The organism is Streptomyces kronopolitis (assembly GCF_050953795.1).
GTDB lineage: Bacteria > Actinomycetota > Actinomycetes > Streptomycetales > Streptomycetaceae > Streptomyces > Streptomyces kronopolitis_A.
The window spans coordinates 2,589,121-2,604,780 of the sequence record NZ_CP191850.1 but is presented as its reverse complement, the minus strand read 5'-3'; the positions used below and the strand labels follow the sequence as shown (position 1 = coordinate 2,604,780).

General features: G+C 73.6%; 15 protein-coding genes. 3 read left to right on the top strand and 12 right to left on the bottom strand.

Annotated elements, in window-relative coordinates; all coding sequences use genetic code 11:
* Positions 1-47 precede the first annotated feature (47 nt).
* The 5 genes from ACQP17_RS11365 to ACQP17_RS11345 all read right to left on the bottom strand — a co-directional run bounded on the left by ACQP17_RS11365 (position 48) and on the right by ACQP17_RS11345 (position 5,044).
* Positions 48-1,313, bottom strand: a complete 1,266-nt coding sequence (locus ACQP17_RS11365) for a beta-ketoacyl-[acyl-carrier-protein] synthase family protein (protein WP_364880962.1) — start codon at positions 1,311-1,313, stop codon at positions 48-50.
* A gap of 77 nt (positions 1,314-1,390) precedes the next feature.
* Positions 1,391-1,639: an acyl carrier protein gene (locus ACQP17_RS11360; protein ID WP_006605825.1), complete on the bottom strand. Its 249-nt coding sequence runs from the start codon at positions 1,637-1,639 to the stop codon at positions 1,391-1,393.
* Between the two features lie 105 nt (positions 1,640-1,744).
* Positions 1,745-2,791: a ketoacyl-ACP synthase III gene (locus ACQP17_RS11355; protein ID WP_433856164.1), complete on the bottom strand. Its 1,047-nt coding sequence runs from the start codon at positions 2,789-2,791 to the stop codon at positions 1,745-1,747.
* A gap of 13 nt (positions 2,792-2,804) precedes the next feature.
* On the bottom strand, positions 2,805-3,770 hold the full coding sequence (locus ACQP17_RS11350; protein ID WP_433856163.1) for an ACP S-malonyltransferase: 966 nt from the start codon (positions 3,768-3,770) through the stop codon (positions 2,805-2,807).
* A gap of 89 nt (positions 3,771-3,859) precedes the next feature.
* Positions 3,860-5,044: a PucR family transcriptional regulator gene (locus tag ACQP17_RS11345; protein ID WP_433856162.1), complete on the bottom strand. Its 1,185-nt coding sequence runs from the start codon at positions 5,042-5,044 to the stop codon at positions 3,860-3,862.
* Positions 5,045-5,101: 57 nt separating this feature from the next.
* Between ACQP17_RS11345 and ACQP17_RS11340 the strand changes: the two genes are divergently transcribed.
* Positions 5,102-5,773, top strand: coding sequence for a pirin family protein (locus ACQP17_RS11340; protein WP_433856161.1), 672 nt, complete (start codon positions 5,102-5,104; stop codon positions 5,771-5,773).
* A 38-nt stretch (positions 5,774-5,811) separates the two neighbouring features.
* Here the strand turns inward: ACQP17_RS11340 and ACQP17_RS11335 are convergent, their stop codons facing one another.
* On the bottom strand, positions 5,812-6,633 hold the full coding sequence (locus tag ACQP17_RS11335; RefSeq protein WP_433856160.1) for a serine hydrolase domain-containing protein: 822 nt from the start codon (positions 6,631-6,633) through the stop codon (positions 5,812-5,814).
* Positions 6,634-6,815: 182 nt separating this feature from the next.
* On the opposite strand from ACQP17_RS11335, the gene ACQP17_RS11330 reads away from it, so the two are divergent.
* Complete coding sequence (locus ACQP17_RS11330; protein ID WP_433856159.1) at positions 6,816-7,304, top strand: MerR family transcriptional regulator; 489 nt, start codon at positions 6,816-6,818, stop codon at positions 7,302-7,304.
* A 7-nt stretch (positions 7,305-7,311) separates the two neighbouring features.
* Positions 7,312-8,328 (top strand): aldo/keto reductase, encoded by a 1,017-nt coding sequence (locus tag ACQP17_RS11325; RefSeq protein ID WP_433856158.1) that lies wholly within the window; start codon positions 7,312-7,314, stop codon positions 8,326-8,328.
* Positions 8,329-8,373: 45 nt separating this feature from the next.
* Here ACQP17_RS11325 and ACQP17_RS11320 read toward each other — a convergent pair whose 3' ends face one another.
* The 6 genes from ACQP17_RS11320 to ACQP17_RS11295 form a co-directional block, all read right to left on the bottom strand.
* Positions 8,374-9,612: an acyltransferase family protein gene (locus ACQP17_RS11320; RefSeq protein ID WP_433856157.1), complete on the bottom strand. Its 1,239-nt coding sequence runs from the start codon at positions 9,610-9,612 to the stop codon at positions 8,374-8,376.
* 131 nt (positions 9,613-9,743) lie between these two features.
* Positions 9,744-10,910 (bottom strand): alpha/beta hydrolase, encoded by a 1,167-nt coding sequence (locus tag ACQP17_RS11315; protein ID WP_433856156.1) that lies wholly within the window; start codon positions 10,908-10,910, stop codon positions 9,744-9,746.
* Positions 10,911-11,072: 162 nt separating this feature from the next.
* Positions 11,073-11,753 carry a response regulator gene (locus tag ACQP17_RS11310; protein ID WP_433856155.1) on the bottom strand — a complete coding sequence of 227 codons (681 nt, stop codon included), beginning with the start codon at positions 11,751-11,753 and terminating at the stop codon, positions 11,073-11,075.
* Positions 11,750-13,150 carry a sensor histidine kinase gene (locus ACQP17_RS11305; protein WP_433856154.1) on the bottom strand — a complete coding sequence of 467 codons (1,401 nt, stop codon included), beginning with the start codon at positions 13,148-13,150 and terminating at the stop codon, positions 11,750-11,752. Before ACQP17_RS11305 ends, ACQP17_RS11310 begins: the two co-directional genes overlap by 4 nt.
* Before the next feature lie 121 nt (positions 13,151-13,271).
* Complete coding sequence (locus ACQP17_RS11300; RefSeq protein ID WP_433856153.1) at positions 13,272-14,153, bottom strand: DUF4429 domain-containing protein; 882 nt, start codon at positions 14,151-14,153, stop codon at positions 13,272-13,274.
* 206 nt (positions 14,154-14,359) lie between these two features.
* Positions 14,360-15,574: an alpha/beta hydrolase gene (locus ACQP17_RS11295; RefSeq protein ID WP_433856152.1), complete on the bottom strand. Its 1,215-nt coding sequence runs from the start codon at positions 15,572-15,574 to the stop codon at positions 14,360-14,362.
* Positions 15,575-15,660: the final 86 nt, after the last annotated feature.

Sequence of the window (15,660 nt, the reverse complement as noted above, 5' to 3'; positions counted from 1 at the left end):
CCGGTGAGATCTCACCGGGCGGGCCCCCTGCGGGTGCTGAGGGTTCCTCAGACGGAGCGGAACGCCAGGACCACGTTGTGGCCGCCGAAGCCGAACGAGTCGTTCAGGGCCGCGATCCGGCCCTCGGCCGGCAGCTTGCGGGGCTCGCCGCGGACGATGTCCCCGTCGACCTCCGGGTCGAGCTCGTCGAGGTTGATCGTCGGCGGCGCCACCCGGTGGTACAGCGCCAGGATCGAGGCAACCGTCTCGATGCCGCCCGCGCCGCCCAGGAGGTGGCCGGTCATCGACTTCGTGGCGGAGACCGCCATGTGGTCGACGTCGTCACCGAAGACCTTGCGCAGCGCCTTCAGTTCGGCCAGGTCGCCCTGCGGTGTGGAGGTGGCGTGCGCGTTGACGTGCACGACCTCCGCCGGGTCGAGGTCGGTGGCCTGGAGGAGGTTTTGCAGCGCGTGCGCGATGCCGTTGCCGGACGGCTCGGGCTGCACGATGTCGTGGCTGTCGGCGGAGATGCCCTGGCCGACCGCCTCGGCGTAGACCCGGGCGCCGCGCTTGGCGGCGTGCTCGGCCGACTCCAGGACGATGACGCCGGCGCCCTCGCCCATGACGAAGCCGTTGCGTGCGGTGTCGAAGGGCCGGGAGGCGCCCTGCGGGTCGTCGTTGGACTTCGACATCGCCATCATGTTGCCGAAGGCCACGATCGGCAGCGGGTGGATGGCCGCCTCCGTACCGCCCGCGACGACGATGTCGGCACGGCCCGTACGGATCATCTCGATGGCGTAGCCGATGGCCTCGGAGCCGGACGCACAGGCGCTGACCGGGGTGTGCACACCGGCGCGGGCGTTCACGTCCAGGCCGACGTTGGCGGAGGGGCCGTTGGGCATCAGCATCGGCACGGTGTGCGGGGAGACGCGGCGGACGCCCTTCTCCTTGAGCACGTCGTACTGGCCGAGCAGGGTGGTCACGCCACCGATGCCGGAGGCGATGACGGTGCCGAGCCGGTCGGGATCCACCGAGGTGTCCTCGCCGGCCTTGGCGGTGAAACCGGCGTCCGCCCAGGCCTCGCGGGCCGCGATCAGCGCGAACTGCGCCGAGCGGTCCAGCTTGCGGGCCTGCGCCCGGGGGAGGACCTCCGACGGGTCCACGGCCGCCTGTGCGGCGATCTGCACGGGAAGGTCGGCCGCCCAGTCCTGGTCGAGGCTGCTGACGCCGGACTGTCCGGCGAGCATGGCCTCCCAGGTCGAAGCGCTGTCGCCACCCAGCGGTGTGGTTGCGCCGATACCGGTGACGACCACGGTGCGATTGGTCGCGTTCACGGGAATTCTTACTCCACGGGTAGAGGGGTCTGAATCGACGGCGCCACCGCGGGGTGGCGACATGCGCGGGAGCTGGATCAGCTCTGGTGCTTGAGGATGTAGTCGGTCGCGTCGCCGACCGTCTTGAGGTTCTTGACGTCGTCGTCCGGGATCTTCACGTCGAAGCGCTCTTCAGCGGCGACGACGACCTCGACCATGGACAGCGAGTCGACGTCCAGGTCGTCGGTGAAGGACTTGTCCACCTGGACGTCCTCGGTGGGGATCCCGGCGATCTCGTTCACGATCTCGGCGAGACCGGCGACGATCTCTTCCTGAGTGGCGGCCATGATGGCGCTCCTTCGGTCATTTTGTGAGGAAACTGGGTTACTTGCGGTGAAGATCCTTGCGACGGCCGGTACATCCGAGGACATCCGGCGTTGCGCAGATCTTGCCTAGGGGAGGGTAACGACCGTCGCGGCGTAGACGAGACCCGCCCCGAAGCCGATGACCAGCGCGGTGTCGCCGCTCTTGGCCTGTCCGGTCGCCAACAGCCGCTCCATGGCGAGCGGGATGGAGGCGGCCGAGGTGTTGCCGGTGGTCTCCACGTCGCGGGCGACCGTCACGCTCTCCGGCAGCTTCAGAGTCTTCACCATCGAGTCGATGATCCGCATGTTTGCCTGGTGCGGAATGAAGACGTCCAGGTCGTCCGGGCTGACGCCGGCCACGTCCAGCGCCTGCTGGGCGACCTTCGCCATCTCGAACACCGCCCACCGGAAGACCGACTGGCCCTCCTGGGTGATGGCGGGGTAGCGGATCTCCTCCGGGGCCGGGCGGCCCTCGGGGGCGTCGCCGCCGGGCACCGGGGTGGAGCGGTAGACGTCCCAGCCGAGGGTCTGCTTGATGGTCTCGGCCTTGTCGCCCTCCGAACCCCAGACCGTCGGGCCGATGGCCGGCTCCTTGGCGGGGCCGACGATCACCGCGCCGGCGCCGTCACCGAACAGGAAGGCCGTCGCGCGGTCCTCCAGGTCGGTCAGGTCCGAGAGCCGCTCCACGCCGATGACCAGGACGTACTCCGCCGAGCCCTCGGTCACCAGGCCCTTGGCCAGGGTCAGTCCGTAGCCGAAGCCGGCACAGCCCGCCGAGATGTCGAACGCGGCCGGCTTGCCGGCGCCGATGCGGTGCGCGATCTCGGTCGCGATCGCCGGGGTCTGCTTGAAGTGCGAGACCGTGGAGACGATCACGGCGCCGATCTGCCCGGGCGTGATGCCGGCGTCGGCGATCGCCTTGCCGGACGCCTCGACCGACATGGTCGCGACGGTCTCCTCGGGACCCGCCCAGTGGCGGGTCGCGATCCCGGACCGCGAGCGGATCCACTCGTCGGACGACTCGATGTGCTTGAGGATCTCCTCGTTGGGCACGACGCGGGTCGGGCGGTAGCCGCCCACGCCCATGATCCGTGCGTACGGGGAGCCCTGAGAAGGCTTGATCTTCGAGGTCATGCGCTTCGGACTCCTATTCGGCCGGTGCGGAGCCCGCCGCGGCTGCGGCTGACGTCGTGTCGGCGATCAGCGTGCGTGCCGCGTCGAGGTCGTCGGGCGTCTTGAGGGCGAGCGTCCGCACGCCGGGCAGTGCGCGCTTGGCCAGGCCGGTGAGGGTGCCACCGGGAGCCGCTTCGACGATCGCGGTCACGCCGAGCTCCTTGAAGGTCTCCATGCACAGGTCCCAGCGCACGGGGTTGGCCACCTGGCCCACCAGCCGCCGCACCAGCTCCTGGCCGGAGGAGACCGGCTGCCCGTCCTTGTTGGAGACGTAACGGGTGTGCGGATCGGCGACCGCCAGCTGGGCGGTCGCGGATTCCAGGGCCGAGACGGCAGGTGCCATGTGGTGAGTATGGAACGCGCCGGCCACCTTCAGCGGTACGACCCGGCGAGTGCCCTCCGGCTTGTTCTCGACCAGGGCGGCGATCTGCTCGGCGGTGCCCGCGGCCACGATCTGGCCCGCGCCGTTCACGTTGGCCGCGGTCAGGCCCAGCTGCTCCAGATGCGGGAGGACGACGGCCTCGTCGCCGCCGAGGAGCGCGGCCATGCCGGTCTCGGTGACGGCGGCGGCCTCGGCCATCGCCTGGCCGCGCCGGCGCACCAGCGCCATCGCGGTCTCGTCGGCCAGGGTGCCGGCCAGCGCCGCGGCGGCGAGTTCACCGACGCTGTGGCCGGCGACCGCGCCGACCTGCGCGGCGACCGCGTCGGTCGTCGCGAAGAGCTGCCGGGCGGAGAGGAGGGCGGACGCCACCAGCAGCGGCTGTGCCACCGCGGTGTCGCGGATCTCCTCCTCGTCGGCCTTCGTGCCGTAGTGGACCAGGTCCAGGTCGATGGCGTCCGACCAGGCGCGGAGCCGGTCCTCGACACCGGGGAGGTCGAGCCAGGGAGTCAGGAAGCCGGGCGTCTGAGCGCCTTGGCCGGGAGCGACGAGTACGAGCACCCTCACACTCTCTCTTGTGGGTGGTTCCGCCCGCCCGTGGGGACAGGGACGAAGAACCATCGGGGTAATTGTTGGTGTCCGACAAAAGTCTAGGGTTGCGCCTCACCGTCAGCCAGGCGCCCCAGGATCAGCGCGATACGGAGGGTGAACGCCGAGCGGACATCGGAGGGTGACCAGCCGGTGACGTCGGTCACACGTCGAAGCCGATACCGCACGGTGTTGGGGTGCACGAAGAGCATCCGGGCCGCCCCTTCCAGACTGCTCGCCTGCTCCAGGTAGACGCTCAGCGTCTCCAGCAGCGCCGAGCCCGCTTCCTCCAGCGGTCTGTAGATCTCCTCCACCAGCTGGTCGCGCGCGACCGGGTCCGAGGCCATCGCGCGCTCCGGCAGCAGATCGTCCGCGAGCGCCGGCCGCGGCGCGTCCGGCCAGGCCGCACACGCCCGCAGCCCGGCCGCCGCGGCCTGGGCCGAGCGGGTCGCGGCCAGCAGGTCGGAGACCACCGGACCGGCCACCACGGGACCGGCCGCGTACGGGCCGATCAGCGCCTTCGCGGCCTTCAGCGGATTGTCCGAGCCGCCCGCGATCACCACCAGACGCGAGCCCAGCACCCCGGTCAGCACCTGGAGCTTGGCGTGCCGGGCGGCCCGCCGGATGGCCTCCACGGTCAGTTCGCTGTCCCCGTCGGGGGCGGTGCCCAGCACCACGCACACGTGCTCGGGAGAGTTCCAGCCCAGCGCCGCCGCACGGGAGACGGCGCCCTCGTCGGCCTCGCCCGACAGCACCGCGTTGACCACCAGCGACTCCAGCCGGGCGTCCCAGGCGCCGCGGGCCTCGGCGGCCTGGGCGTAGACCTGGGCGGTGGCGAAGGCGATCTCCCGGGCGTAGACCAGCAGCGCCTCCCGCAGCACGGACTCGTCGCCCGGCGCCGCGACCTCGTCGATCGCGGACTCCATGACCTCGATGGTGGTGCGGACCATCTCCACGGTCTGCCGCAGGGTGATCGCCCGGGTCAGCTCGCGCGGCGCCGTGCCGAAGACGTCGGTACTGATCGCCTGCGGGGTCTCCGGATGCCGGAACCATTCGGTGAACGCGGCGATGCCGGCCTGCGCCACCAGCCCGATCCAGGAACGGTTCTCCGGGGGCATCGCGCGGTACCACGGCAGGGTGGCGTCCATGCGGGCGATGGCGGCGGCCGCCAGCGTGCCGGACGAATTCTCCAGACGCCGGAGGGTCGCCGAGTGCGGGTGCGCGTCGCGCGATGCGGGTTCAGACACGGGACAAGCCTGCACTATCGGGGCGGGGAGGTGCGGGGGCGGGGCTACGGTGGGCCCATGATTCAGGTGCGCAGGGCCGGGGAGCGCTATCGCGGCGGCGAGCCGGAGGCAGGGATCGAGTCACGGCACGCGTTCTCCTTCGGCCCCCATTTCGACCCGGACAATCTGCGCTTCGGGGCGCTGATCGCCTGTAACGAGGAGCGGCTGGCGGCGGGCGCCGGCTTCGACGAACATCCGCACCGCGAGACGGAGATCGTGACCTGGGTGGTGGAGGGCGAGCTGACCCACCGTGACTCGGCCGGCCACGAGACCACCGTACGCCCGGGGGATCTTCAGCGGCTCAGCGCGGCCGGCGGCGTCCGGCACGTGGAGCGCAACGACGGCGCCGGGCCGCTGCGCTTCGTCCAGATGTGGCTGGCGCCGCTCGAATTCGGCGGCGAGCCCGCGTACGAGGTGGTGCGCGGCATCGCCGACGGCACCCCGTACGCGGTGCCGCGGGCCGGTGCGCTGCTGCACCTGCGCCGCCTCGCCGACGGGGAGCGCACCGCCGTCCCGGACGCCGCACGGGCCTATGTGCATGTGGTGCGCGGCGCCGTCCGGCTCGGCGCACATGACCTCGAAGCCGGGGACGCGGCACGGATCACCGACGGCGCGGGGCTGGAACTGAAGGGGCTGGCGGGCGCGGAGTGCCTGGTGTGGGAGATGGGGGCGGAGCCGGGGCGCGGGTGAGGGCGCGGCGGGCCCGTCGGCCCGCGCCCGCCGGCGGGTCAGGCCGGCCGCGCCAGCTCGGCCAGCACCGCGTCGGTCAGCTGCGGCCAGACCTCCGCCGCCCACGGCCCGAAGGCCCGGTCGGTCAGCGCGATACAGGCCGCGCGGGCCTCGGGGTCCACCCACAGGAACGTCCCGGACTGCCCGAAGTGCCCGAACGTGCGCGAGGAGGACGTGGCGCCCGTCCAGTGCGGCGACTTGCCGTCGCGGATCTCGAAGCCCAGCCCCCAGTCGTTGGGCTTTTGGTGTCCGAAGCCCGGCAGCACACCCGTCAGCCCGGGGAAGGCCACCTGGGTCGCCGCCGCGAGCGTCTCCGGCGCGAGCAGCCGCGGCGACTGGAGCTCGGCGGCGAAATGGATCAGGTCGGCGACCGTGGAGACGGCGTCCTTGGCGGGCGAGCCGCTCAGATCGGTCGCGGACATGCCGAGCGGCGCGAGCACCGCCTCGTGCAGATACTGCGCGAAGGGGATGTCGGTCGCCTTGGCTATGTGATCCCCCAGCGCCTCGAAACCGGCGTTGGAGTAGAGCCTGCGGGTGCCCGGTTCGGACTGGCTGCGCGGCTCGTCGAAGGCCAGGCCCGAGGTGTGGGCGAGCAGATGACGCACCGTCGAGCCCGGCGGCCCGGCCGCGTCGTCCAGCTCGACCGCGCCCTCCTCGACGGCCACCAGCGCGGCGTACGCGGCCAGTGGCTTGGTCACGGACGCCAGCGGGAAGCGCTGCTCCAGGGGGCCGTAGGCGCCGGCCACCGAGCCGTCGGCTCGTACGACGGCGGCCGCAGCGGTGGGCACCGGCCAGTTCTCGATCATCCGCAGGCTCTGCATGCCCACGAGCCTAGGTGGTGCACGCAAGGCGCCGCCGTCCGCCCGCCGGCCGGCCGTGCCGTCCCAAATCCCGGTCAAGATCGCGCTTGCCTGGAGTGCACTCGAAGTCTCTAGCGTTGACGACGTCGAGAGGCACCCGGCGAGAACGCCGGGGGACATCCGGCGAGCAGGGGAGACGGGGCATGACGGTCACGCAGAGCGAACCGGTCACGAGCGGTGCGACCACGGCCGGCCCGCGGCCGGCGACGGTGCGCGGCTGCCACACCCGGCCACCGCACCCACGGCCCACCGGCCGGGACCGCTACACGATCAGCGAGGTCGCGGAGCACACCGGCCTCAGCGCACACACCCTGCGCTGGTACGAGCGGATCGGCCTGATGCCGCACGTGGACCGCACCCACACCGGGCAGCGCCGCTTCAGCAACCGCGATCTGGACTGGCTGGACCTGGTCGCCAAGCTGCGGCTGACCGGGATGCCGGTGGCGGACATGGTCCGCTACGCCGAGCTGGTGCGGGCGGGCGAGGGCACCTTCGCCGAGCGGGAGCAGCTGCTGACCGCGCACCGCGACGACGTACGGCAGCGGATCGCCGAGCTGCAGGGAACGCTGGACGTCCTCGACTACAAGATCGACATTTACGGCGACGCCCGGCGGGCGTCCGAGAGGTGCTGAGGTCCCTATGAGCGGCAAGAAGATCGAAACGGTCGAGCTGGGCACCGGCGGTCCCCGGGTCGGGGCGCAGGGCCTGGGCTGCATGGGCATGAGCTTCGCCTACGGCCCGACGGACTCCGACGAGGCGCGCGCCACCCTGGAGCGGGCGCTGGAGCTGGGCGTCACGCTCTACGACACCGCCGACATGTACGGGATGGGGGAGAACGAGAAGTTCCTCGCGCCGTTCCTGCGGGCGCACCGCGACGAGGTCGTGCTCGCCACCAAGTTCGCGATCTCCCACGACCCGCAGGACCCGGCGAAGCGGGTCATCCGCAACGACCCGGCGTACATCCGCGAGGCCGTCGAGGGCAGCCTGCGGCGCCTGGGCGTGGACACGATCGACCTGTACTACATGCACCGCCGAAACCCCGACGTGCCGATCGAGGAGTCGGTCGGCGCGATGGCCGAGCTGGTGACCGCGGGCAAGGTCAAGCACCTGGGGCTCAGCGAGGTGACCGGCGCCGAGCTGCGCGCGGCACACGCCGTGCACCCGATCACGGCGCTGCAGTCCGAGTGGTCGCTGTTCAGCCGGGACCTCGAGCAGGGCGTGGTGCCGGCCGCCGCCGAACTCGGCGTCGCCCTCGTCCCCTACTCCCCGCTCGGCCGGGGCTTCCTCACCGGCGCGTTCGTCAGCGCCGACAAGGAGCTGACCGCGGACGACTTCCGCCGCACCCAGCCCCGTTTCACCGGCGACAACGCGGCCGCCAACGCCGCGCTGCTGGAGCCGGTCCGCGACATCGCCCGGGCGCACGGTGCCACGCCCGGCCAGATCGCCCTGGCCTGGGTGCAGCATCAGGCCACGGCGCGCGGCCTGGCCGTCGTGCCGATCCCCGGCACCCGCAAGCGCAGCCGCGTCGAGGAGAACACCGCGGCGACCGCGATCCGGCTGACCGGGGAGGACCTGGCGCTGCTGGAGCCGATCGCCGGGAAGGTCGCGGGGGCGCGCTACGCGGACATGTCGCACACCTCGGCGGGCAGGGAGTAGCCGGACCCCGGGGCCGGAGCGGGACTCCGGCCCCGGCCGGGTGGCTCAGGCGAGCCCCAGCGCGAAGGCCGCGAACCCGGCCGCCAGGAGGGCCGCCGCGGCCCGGCGGGCCCGTGTGACACCGGTCCAGGGGGCCTCGAAGCGGCGGGTGGTGCGGGCGATCAGGAGCAGTACGGCGGCGAAGACCGGCAGCCAGGCGAGCCGGACGAGCAGCCAGCCGACGGAGTCGGGCGCCGTGGTCAGCCCGGGCACCGGCCCCAGGAACGACGCGGGCACCGCCGCCGCCAGCATCGCCGTCTGGTGCCAGCACAGGATCGTCATCGCGGAGAGGTTCACGATCACCACCGGCGCCCACAGGGCGGGCCGGCGAAGCAGCCGGGCGAGCCGGTCCCGCAGCAGCACCGCGGCGCCCGACTGGGCGGCGGCCAGCGCCAGGACCAGCAGCGACGGCGGGTGGGAGTTCGTACGGGCCACCCCGGGGACGCCCACCATGCTCGCCGGGTAGCCGAAGAACAGCAGCAGCGCGGCGAACAGCGCGGCGCCGCCGAGCAGCAGCCACCGGGCGGCGCGCCGGCCGAGGCGCCGCTCACCCCAGCAGACCCCGAGCTGATAGGCGAACAGCCAGCCGGGCAGGAGGTTGAGCAGACCCGTCCAGGACGGCACGGCGTCGGCGAGCGGCCCGTAGCGCAAGAAGTCGACCACGGCCACCGCCCCCACCAGCGGTGTCGCCGCCCAGCCGCCCATCCGCCGCGCCGCCCGCACGCAGTACGGCGTCAGCGCGGTCGTCCCCGCGTACACCGCGACGAACCACAGCGGCTGGATCACCAGCGTCGCCCCGGTCCGCAGCGTCGCCTCCGGCACCCCCAGGCCGGACAGGAGCACCACCAGCGCCGCCCATACGGCGGTCACCCCGACGACCGGACGGCCCAGCCGCAGGAGCCGGCCGCTCAGCCAGGCGCCGGTGGTGGTGCCCCGCCCCAGGGCACGCCGGTAGGAGAGCACCGAAGCCCGGCCGCCGACCAGGAAGAAGATGCCGAGCATCTGGAGCACCCAACTGGCCGGCGCGAGTGCGCCGAGGGTGCTCAGCGGGCTGGCGTTGTGCAGGGCGCCCCCGGCGTCCAGGGTGAAGCCGCCCAGCAGCCAGTGGCCGGTCGGCACGGCGAGCAGCGCCAGCGCGCGCAGACCGTCGATCGCCCGGTCGCGGTCCGCGGGTGTGCGGTCCTCGATCCTGCGGACCGTGCGCCGGGCGGTGGTGCGGAGAGGGACGAGGAAGGCGGTGTCCATGAGGCGTCCTTGGGGTCTTCCGTGGTGGCGTCGTGAGGTCGCGGCGTCGTGGCTGCGCCGGGGCGGCTGCGGGTGCCGTGCGGTGAACGGTGGTGCGGTGAGGGCGCGTTGAAGCGGGCGGGGGAGCGGCGTCAGCGCACCGCGCCGTAGCGGCCCAGGACGACGGCCGCGACGTTGCGGAGCGAGTCCGTGCCGGGGGCGAGGTAGCCGGTGTGGCCCTGTGCCCGGACGGCGGGGAGCCGGCGGGCCCCGAAGGCGGGGTCGGTGGGGTCGGTGCCATGGCCCAGCCCCAGCAGTTCGACGTGCGGGAGGTCACCGATCCAGTCGGTGGCGTCCCGCCCCGCCCACACCCGTGCCGGGGTGTGCAGCTCCGCCACGCTGTCCCGGCGCATACCGGGGGAGCCGAGAACGATCAGATCGGCGAGGCCGCCACCGCCCAGCCGGGGGACGGCCAGCCCGCAGACCACCGAGCCGTAGCTGTGGCACAGCACCGCCGGGGGCCGGGCGCCGACCGCGGTCAGACCCGACAGCAGACGGGCCAGCCGCGGCGCCCCGGCCTCGGCGAGCCGCCCGGTCGCGGCGTCCGGACCGAGTCCGACCGGTGTGGTGTACCCCGCCCAGGCGATGACCGCGGTGGGGGTCCCGGGCGCCCCGGCGGCCAGCTCGGCGCGCAGCGACCGGGCCATCCCGGTGGGGGTGCCGTAGGGGTCCTTCGCCCGGTCGAACGAGGCCAGATCGATGTCCGAGCCCGGCACGATCACCGCGGTGTGCGCGGCGGCGGCCAGATCGCCGTACACCTCAGCGACCTGGCCCCGGCCGCGCGGGTCGAAGGCCAGGATGTGGCGGCCGGGCGCGAGCAGCGCGGTGTAGCGGCGCGCCGCGGCCCGCGCCTGCCGGTGGTCCTGGAGCGTGCCGGCCGGGTCGGTGGCACGGGCCAGCCGGGCGTCCCGTTCCGCGTGCAGGGCCAGGGAGTTGGCGCGGTAGCGCAGCGCCACGGGGGCGCCGTCGAGATTGCCGACGGTCAGCGGGTGCCGGGCGGCCAGCGCCTGTCGCTGACGCACGCTCAGCGAGGCGAAGAAGCGGGCGACGTCGGCGGGGGCCGCGGTCGCCGGGTCCGGCAGCCGGACACCGAGCGAGTGGTCGGCCCGCCAGGCGGCGGCGCCCGGCGGCGGACCGGTGACCGCGGTCTGCGCGGTACCGGCCGCCCAGCCGCCGGTGCCGGCGGCCACGGCCAGCGCGAGCGCGGCCCCGAGGAGCGTGCGCCTGCTGCGTCCCAGGGCGCTGCGCAGCCTGGACATGGTGGGTCTCCCTCCCGTTGGTGCGACGGGGGGAAACGTAGGAAGGGGGTGGGTGACGCGGCGTCACACCGCGGAGCCAACTCCCGGGTGATACCGGGGTAGGGGGTCGGCCCCGCCCCTCGTCCGGAAGGAGGAGGCACGGGACGCGAGTAGGGGTGCCCCCTAGCGTTCGCCGGGCGCGACCAGCCCCGACTCGTACGCGAAGATCACGGCCTGCGCCCGGTCGCGCAGCGCCAACTTCGCGAGCACCCGGCCGATATGGGTCTTCACGGTCTGCTCCGCGAGGATCAGCGCCTCGGCGATCTCCTGGTTGGACAGCCCGCGGGCGATCAGCTCCAGGACCTCGGTCTCCCGCGGCGTCAGCCCGTTCAGCCGCAGCGCGGTGCGGCCCGCCCGGGGCGCCGGCCGCTGCCGCGCGAAGTCGGCGATCAGCCGCCGGGTCACGGACGGCGCGAGCAGCGCCTCACCGGCCGCCACCACCCGGACCGCGGAGATCAGATCGGCCGGCGGCGCGTCCTTGAGCAGGAACCCGGACGCGCCCGCGCGCAGCGCCTCGTAGACGTAGTCGTCGACATCGAAGGTGGTCAGCATCAGGACCTTCGGCCGGTGGGTGACCCCGGCCGGCGGATCGAGCAGCCGGCGGGCCGCCTCCAGCCCGTCCATCTCCGGCATCCGGACGTCCATCAGCACCACATCGGGGTGCGTCCGGCGGCTCAGCGCCACGCCCTGCACGCCGTCCGGCGCGTCACCCACCACCTCGATGTCGCTCTGCGCGGCGAGCAGCGCGGCGAAGCCCGCCCGCACCATGGCCTGGTCGTCGACGATGATCACGCGGGTGGTCACAGGGCACCGGAATCCTTCGTGGGCGGGGATGACGCCGGGGCGGCCGGCGGCGCGAGCGGAAGCCGTGCGGCGACCCGGAAGCCGCCGTCGGGCAGCGGCCCGGTGTCCAGCGAGCCGTCCACCAGCCGCACCCGCTCCCGCATCCCGACCAGGCCGTGACCGGTGCCGCCGGTCTCCAGCGGGGCGGACGGGGTGGACGGCGCGGGCGGCGGGGAGTTGACGATCAGCACGGTCAGCCGGGTGCCGTCCGCCGTCGTCCGCAGCGACACCCGGGTCGGCGCGCCCGGTGCGTGCCGCACGACGTTGGCCAGCGCCTCCTGGACGATGCGGTACGCCGACAGATCCACCGCCGGTTCGAGCACCGCCGCCTCGTCGGGCAGCGCCAACTCGACCGGCACACCGGCCCGTACGGTCGCCTCGACCAGCTTCTCCAGCATCCCGATCCCGGGCTGCGGGGCCTTCTCCGGGCCGCCGTGGCGCTCCGACTCCTCACTGCGCAGCACCCCGAGCAGCCGGCGCATCTCCGCCAGCGACTCACGGGCGCTCGCCGCGATCGCCCCGAACTCGTCGGCGGCCGCCGGGGGGAGGCCGCCTATGCGGTACGGGGCGCTGTCGGCCTGGACCGTGATCACCGACATGTGGTGGGCGACGACATCGTGCAGCTCACGGGCGATCCGGGCGCGTTCCTCCAGCAGGGTGCGACGGGCCCGCTCGGCCTCGCTGATGGTCTCCTGCTCGATCAACTTCCGCTGGGCGTCGCCCCGTTCCCGCAGTATGGCGCCCATCATCAGCACCACACCGGACAGCACGAACAGCAGCACCCAGGTGCTCTGGATCCCGTCGGGCGCGGCGAAGTCGGCGACGACGCCCGCGGCACCGGTCGCCAGCCACACCGCGATCAGGGTGCGGCGGCGCTCGCGCAGGGACAGCGCCAGCATCAGCGCGAGATAGCCGACGATCAGCGGGGGCGGCCAGGGCCAGGGGCGGCCCGTCACCCCGTCGAGCAGGGTGAGCATCTGCGCGCAGACCAGATCCGCCGCGAAGATCACCCACCAGGCCTGCAGCGGCCGGGTCACCGCGAGCAGCAGCGGCGCGGACTGCGCGGTGGCCACCGCGCCGGCCAGCCCGCCGGCCAGGCCGTAGTCGTGGGTGAGGACGGTGACGGTCGTGGGCAGCAGGGACACCGCGAACGCGAACGCGACGACATACGGCAGCCGGCGCAGCCAGCGGTTGCGGACCGTGCCGAACAGCGGGGTGCCCGGTTCGGTCGGGGTGCCGAGCTCGACGGCGAGCAGTCGCAGCGCCTGGCGCACGGCGCGCAGCGCGCGGTACCGGGCCCGGGTGGCGGTGGGACGGTGGGGGAGCGGGGAGGGCGGCGGGGGAGGGGTTTCGACCATGGCGACCTCACGGTAAACGGACCGCGGCGGCCGCGGCGTCCTCCCTGGGGCCGGACTTGCGGCAGTACCCAGGGAGGAGTCCGCGCCGGGCAGGGGCGCCGTCCGGGCGCCGGGGCACGTCCTACAGCTCCGCCAGCAGCTCGGCCTTCTTCGTGCTGAACTCGTCGTCGGTCAGCAGACCGGCGCCGTGCAGCGCGCCGAGGTGCCGGATGCGGTCCGCGATGTCCGCCGGATCCCGCCGGGCGTCCCCGGTCCGGCGGCGCACCGGCTCGCCGTCCGGCGTCTCCTGCGCCGGATCGGCGGCGCGCACGGCCTGCAGGACCGAGGCCGCGAACGGCAGCGACTCGTGCACCGGGCCGTAGCCGAGCCCGAAGACCACGGCGGCCGGATCCTGGTCCGCCTCGTCGGCCGCGGCGTCGTGGGCGCCGCGTGCCAGCAGCCGCAGATAGCCGTGGAGGATCTCCGGCGACCGCCACTCGATCCCGGCCAACTCGCCGACGGGGAAGGTCTGGTCGCCGCTCTTCCACTTCGCCGAGGACGCGCCGGTCCAAAACCAGCGGAAGGCGACCGAGCGGCCGTCGAAGGAGGCCTTGCCGTCATAGGCCTTGAAGTGCAGCGGCGGCTCCGGCGCGGCCACCAGATGGCGGTCGGCGGGCTCCTTGGCGTCGCGGCCGAGCACCGTGCGCAGCTCGTCGGCGTAGAACTCGGCCAGGGTCTCGCGCCCGGCCGGCAGCACCAGCCGGTAGGGATCGGAGTCCTCCTTGAGCTGCCCGTCCGCCGCCTCCATCAGCGGATCGGCGCCGTGCCGCGGTACGGCGTGCAGCACCACCGTGCCCCGTCTGCCCTTGCTCACCTCGACAGCGCTCAGCGCCTCGTACGGAATGCGTCGCTCGCCGAGCGCCTGGAACAGCTTCGGCCTGCGGATCCCCCGTTCGAAGCGGATGAGTACGGAGTCCGCATCGAACTCCCAGACGGCGTGAAAACCGGCCAGCACATCACCCATGTGGCTCATCGTATGCGGGCGGTTGCCCGCCCGTCCCCCTTCCCGACACCTCAAGGGGCCCGCCGAGCTACGCGCGTCACTCCGGGCCCCCTGCTCCCTGCCTGCCTATGGACGCGGCCCGTGCCGGGCGTGGTTCCCGCGGGTACGGCCCGTCCCCGGGCGCCGGGCCGTACCCGCGGCCGCCGGTCCGTGCTGCCGTGGCCCGCTCAGGCCGTGGCCGTGGCGCACTGCGGATCGGCGGAGGCGCAGTCGACGGTGCCGGTGTCGCCGACGCCGACCAGTGCGAAGTTCTTCAGGCTGCGGGTGCCGGGCGCGAAGTAGCCGGCGTGCCCGACGGCGCCGTCGGCCGACAGCAGCCGCGCGCCGAAGGCCGGATCGACCGGGTCCGCGCCGTGGCCGAGCCCGCCGACCTCCAGGTTCGGCACGTCCTGGATCCAGTCGTCGGAGTCCCGCATCGCCCAGACCCGGGCGTGGGTGCCCAGCCCGGCGAGGCTGCCGGCCCGCATGCCCGGGCTGCCGGCCACCGCGATGTCCTTGACGTTCGAGGGCAGCGTGCGGGCCGCGACACCGCACACCACGGAGCCGTAGCTGTGGCAGAACAGCGAGACCGAGTCCTTCGACGGCAGGGCGTTCACCAGGCCGCGCAGCCGCACCGCGCCGGCCTCGGCCAGCTGCCCGGTGGCGGCCTCGACCCCGAGACCGGACGGCGAGGTGTAGTCGGCCCAGGCGATCACGGCGGTACGGGCGCCGGGCCGGGCCTTCCGCTCGGCGCCGTAGAGGGCGCGTGCCATGCCGACGGGGGCGGCGGTGGCCCGCGCGGTGCGCTCGAAGGTCGACAGGTTGGTGTCCACGCCGGGCACCACGACCGAGACCCGGTCCGCCTTCGTGAGGTTCCCGAAGACCTCGGCGGCCCGCCCGCCGTCGGCCGGGTCGAAGGCCAGGATCTGCCGGCCGGGCGTCATCAGCGATTCGAGGCGGTGCATCAGCCGGCCCGCCTCCTGGCGGCCGACGGGGGTGAGCCGGTGGTCGCCCATCCGGCGTTTCTCGACCGCGCGGGCGTCGTCGATGGCCATCCGGTTGGCGCGGTAGCGCAGCTGCGCGGGGGCGCCGCCCATATTGCCGACGACCAGCGGATAACGGGTGGCGAGCTGCTGCTTCTCGGCCCGGCCGAGGGGGGCGAAGAAGGCCCGGACCGCGGACGGCGATCCGTTGGGGTCGGGCAGCGGGCGCCCCAGGAAGGTGGCGTGCTTCCAGGCGGCCTTGGCGGTGGCCAGCGGGTTGGCGTCGTCCTTGGTACCTCTCACGGCGGTCCAGCCGGTCATCGCAAGCATCACGAACACCACCACCAGGGCGAGTGCGGTGCGCAAGGCGGTGGACTGGAGGAAACCGGAGGAGGGGCCGAGGCCCGGGAAGGAAGTCACCGCGAGCCACCCTAGGAGAAGCGGAAGCATGCCTGTGGTGGCCGTGAGTGATCTCACGTTTCACGGTGGGTATTTCGACCAAACCG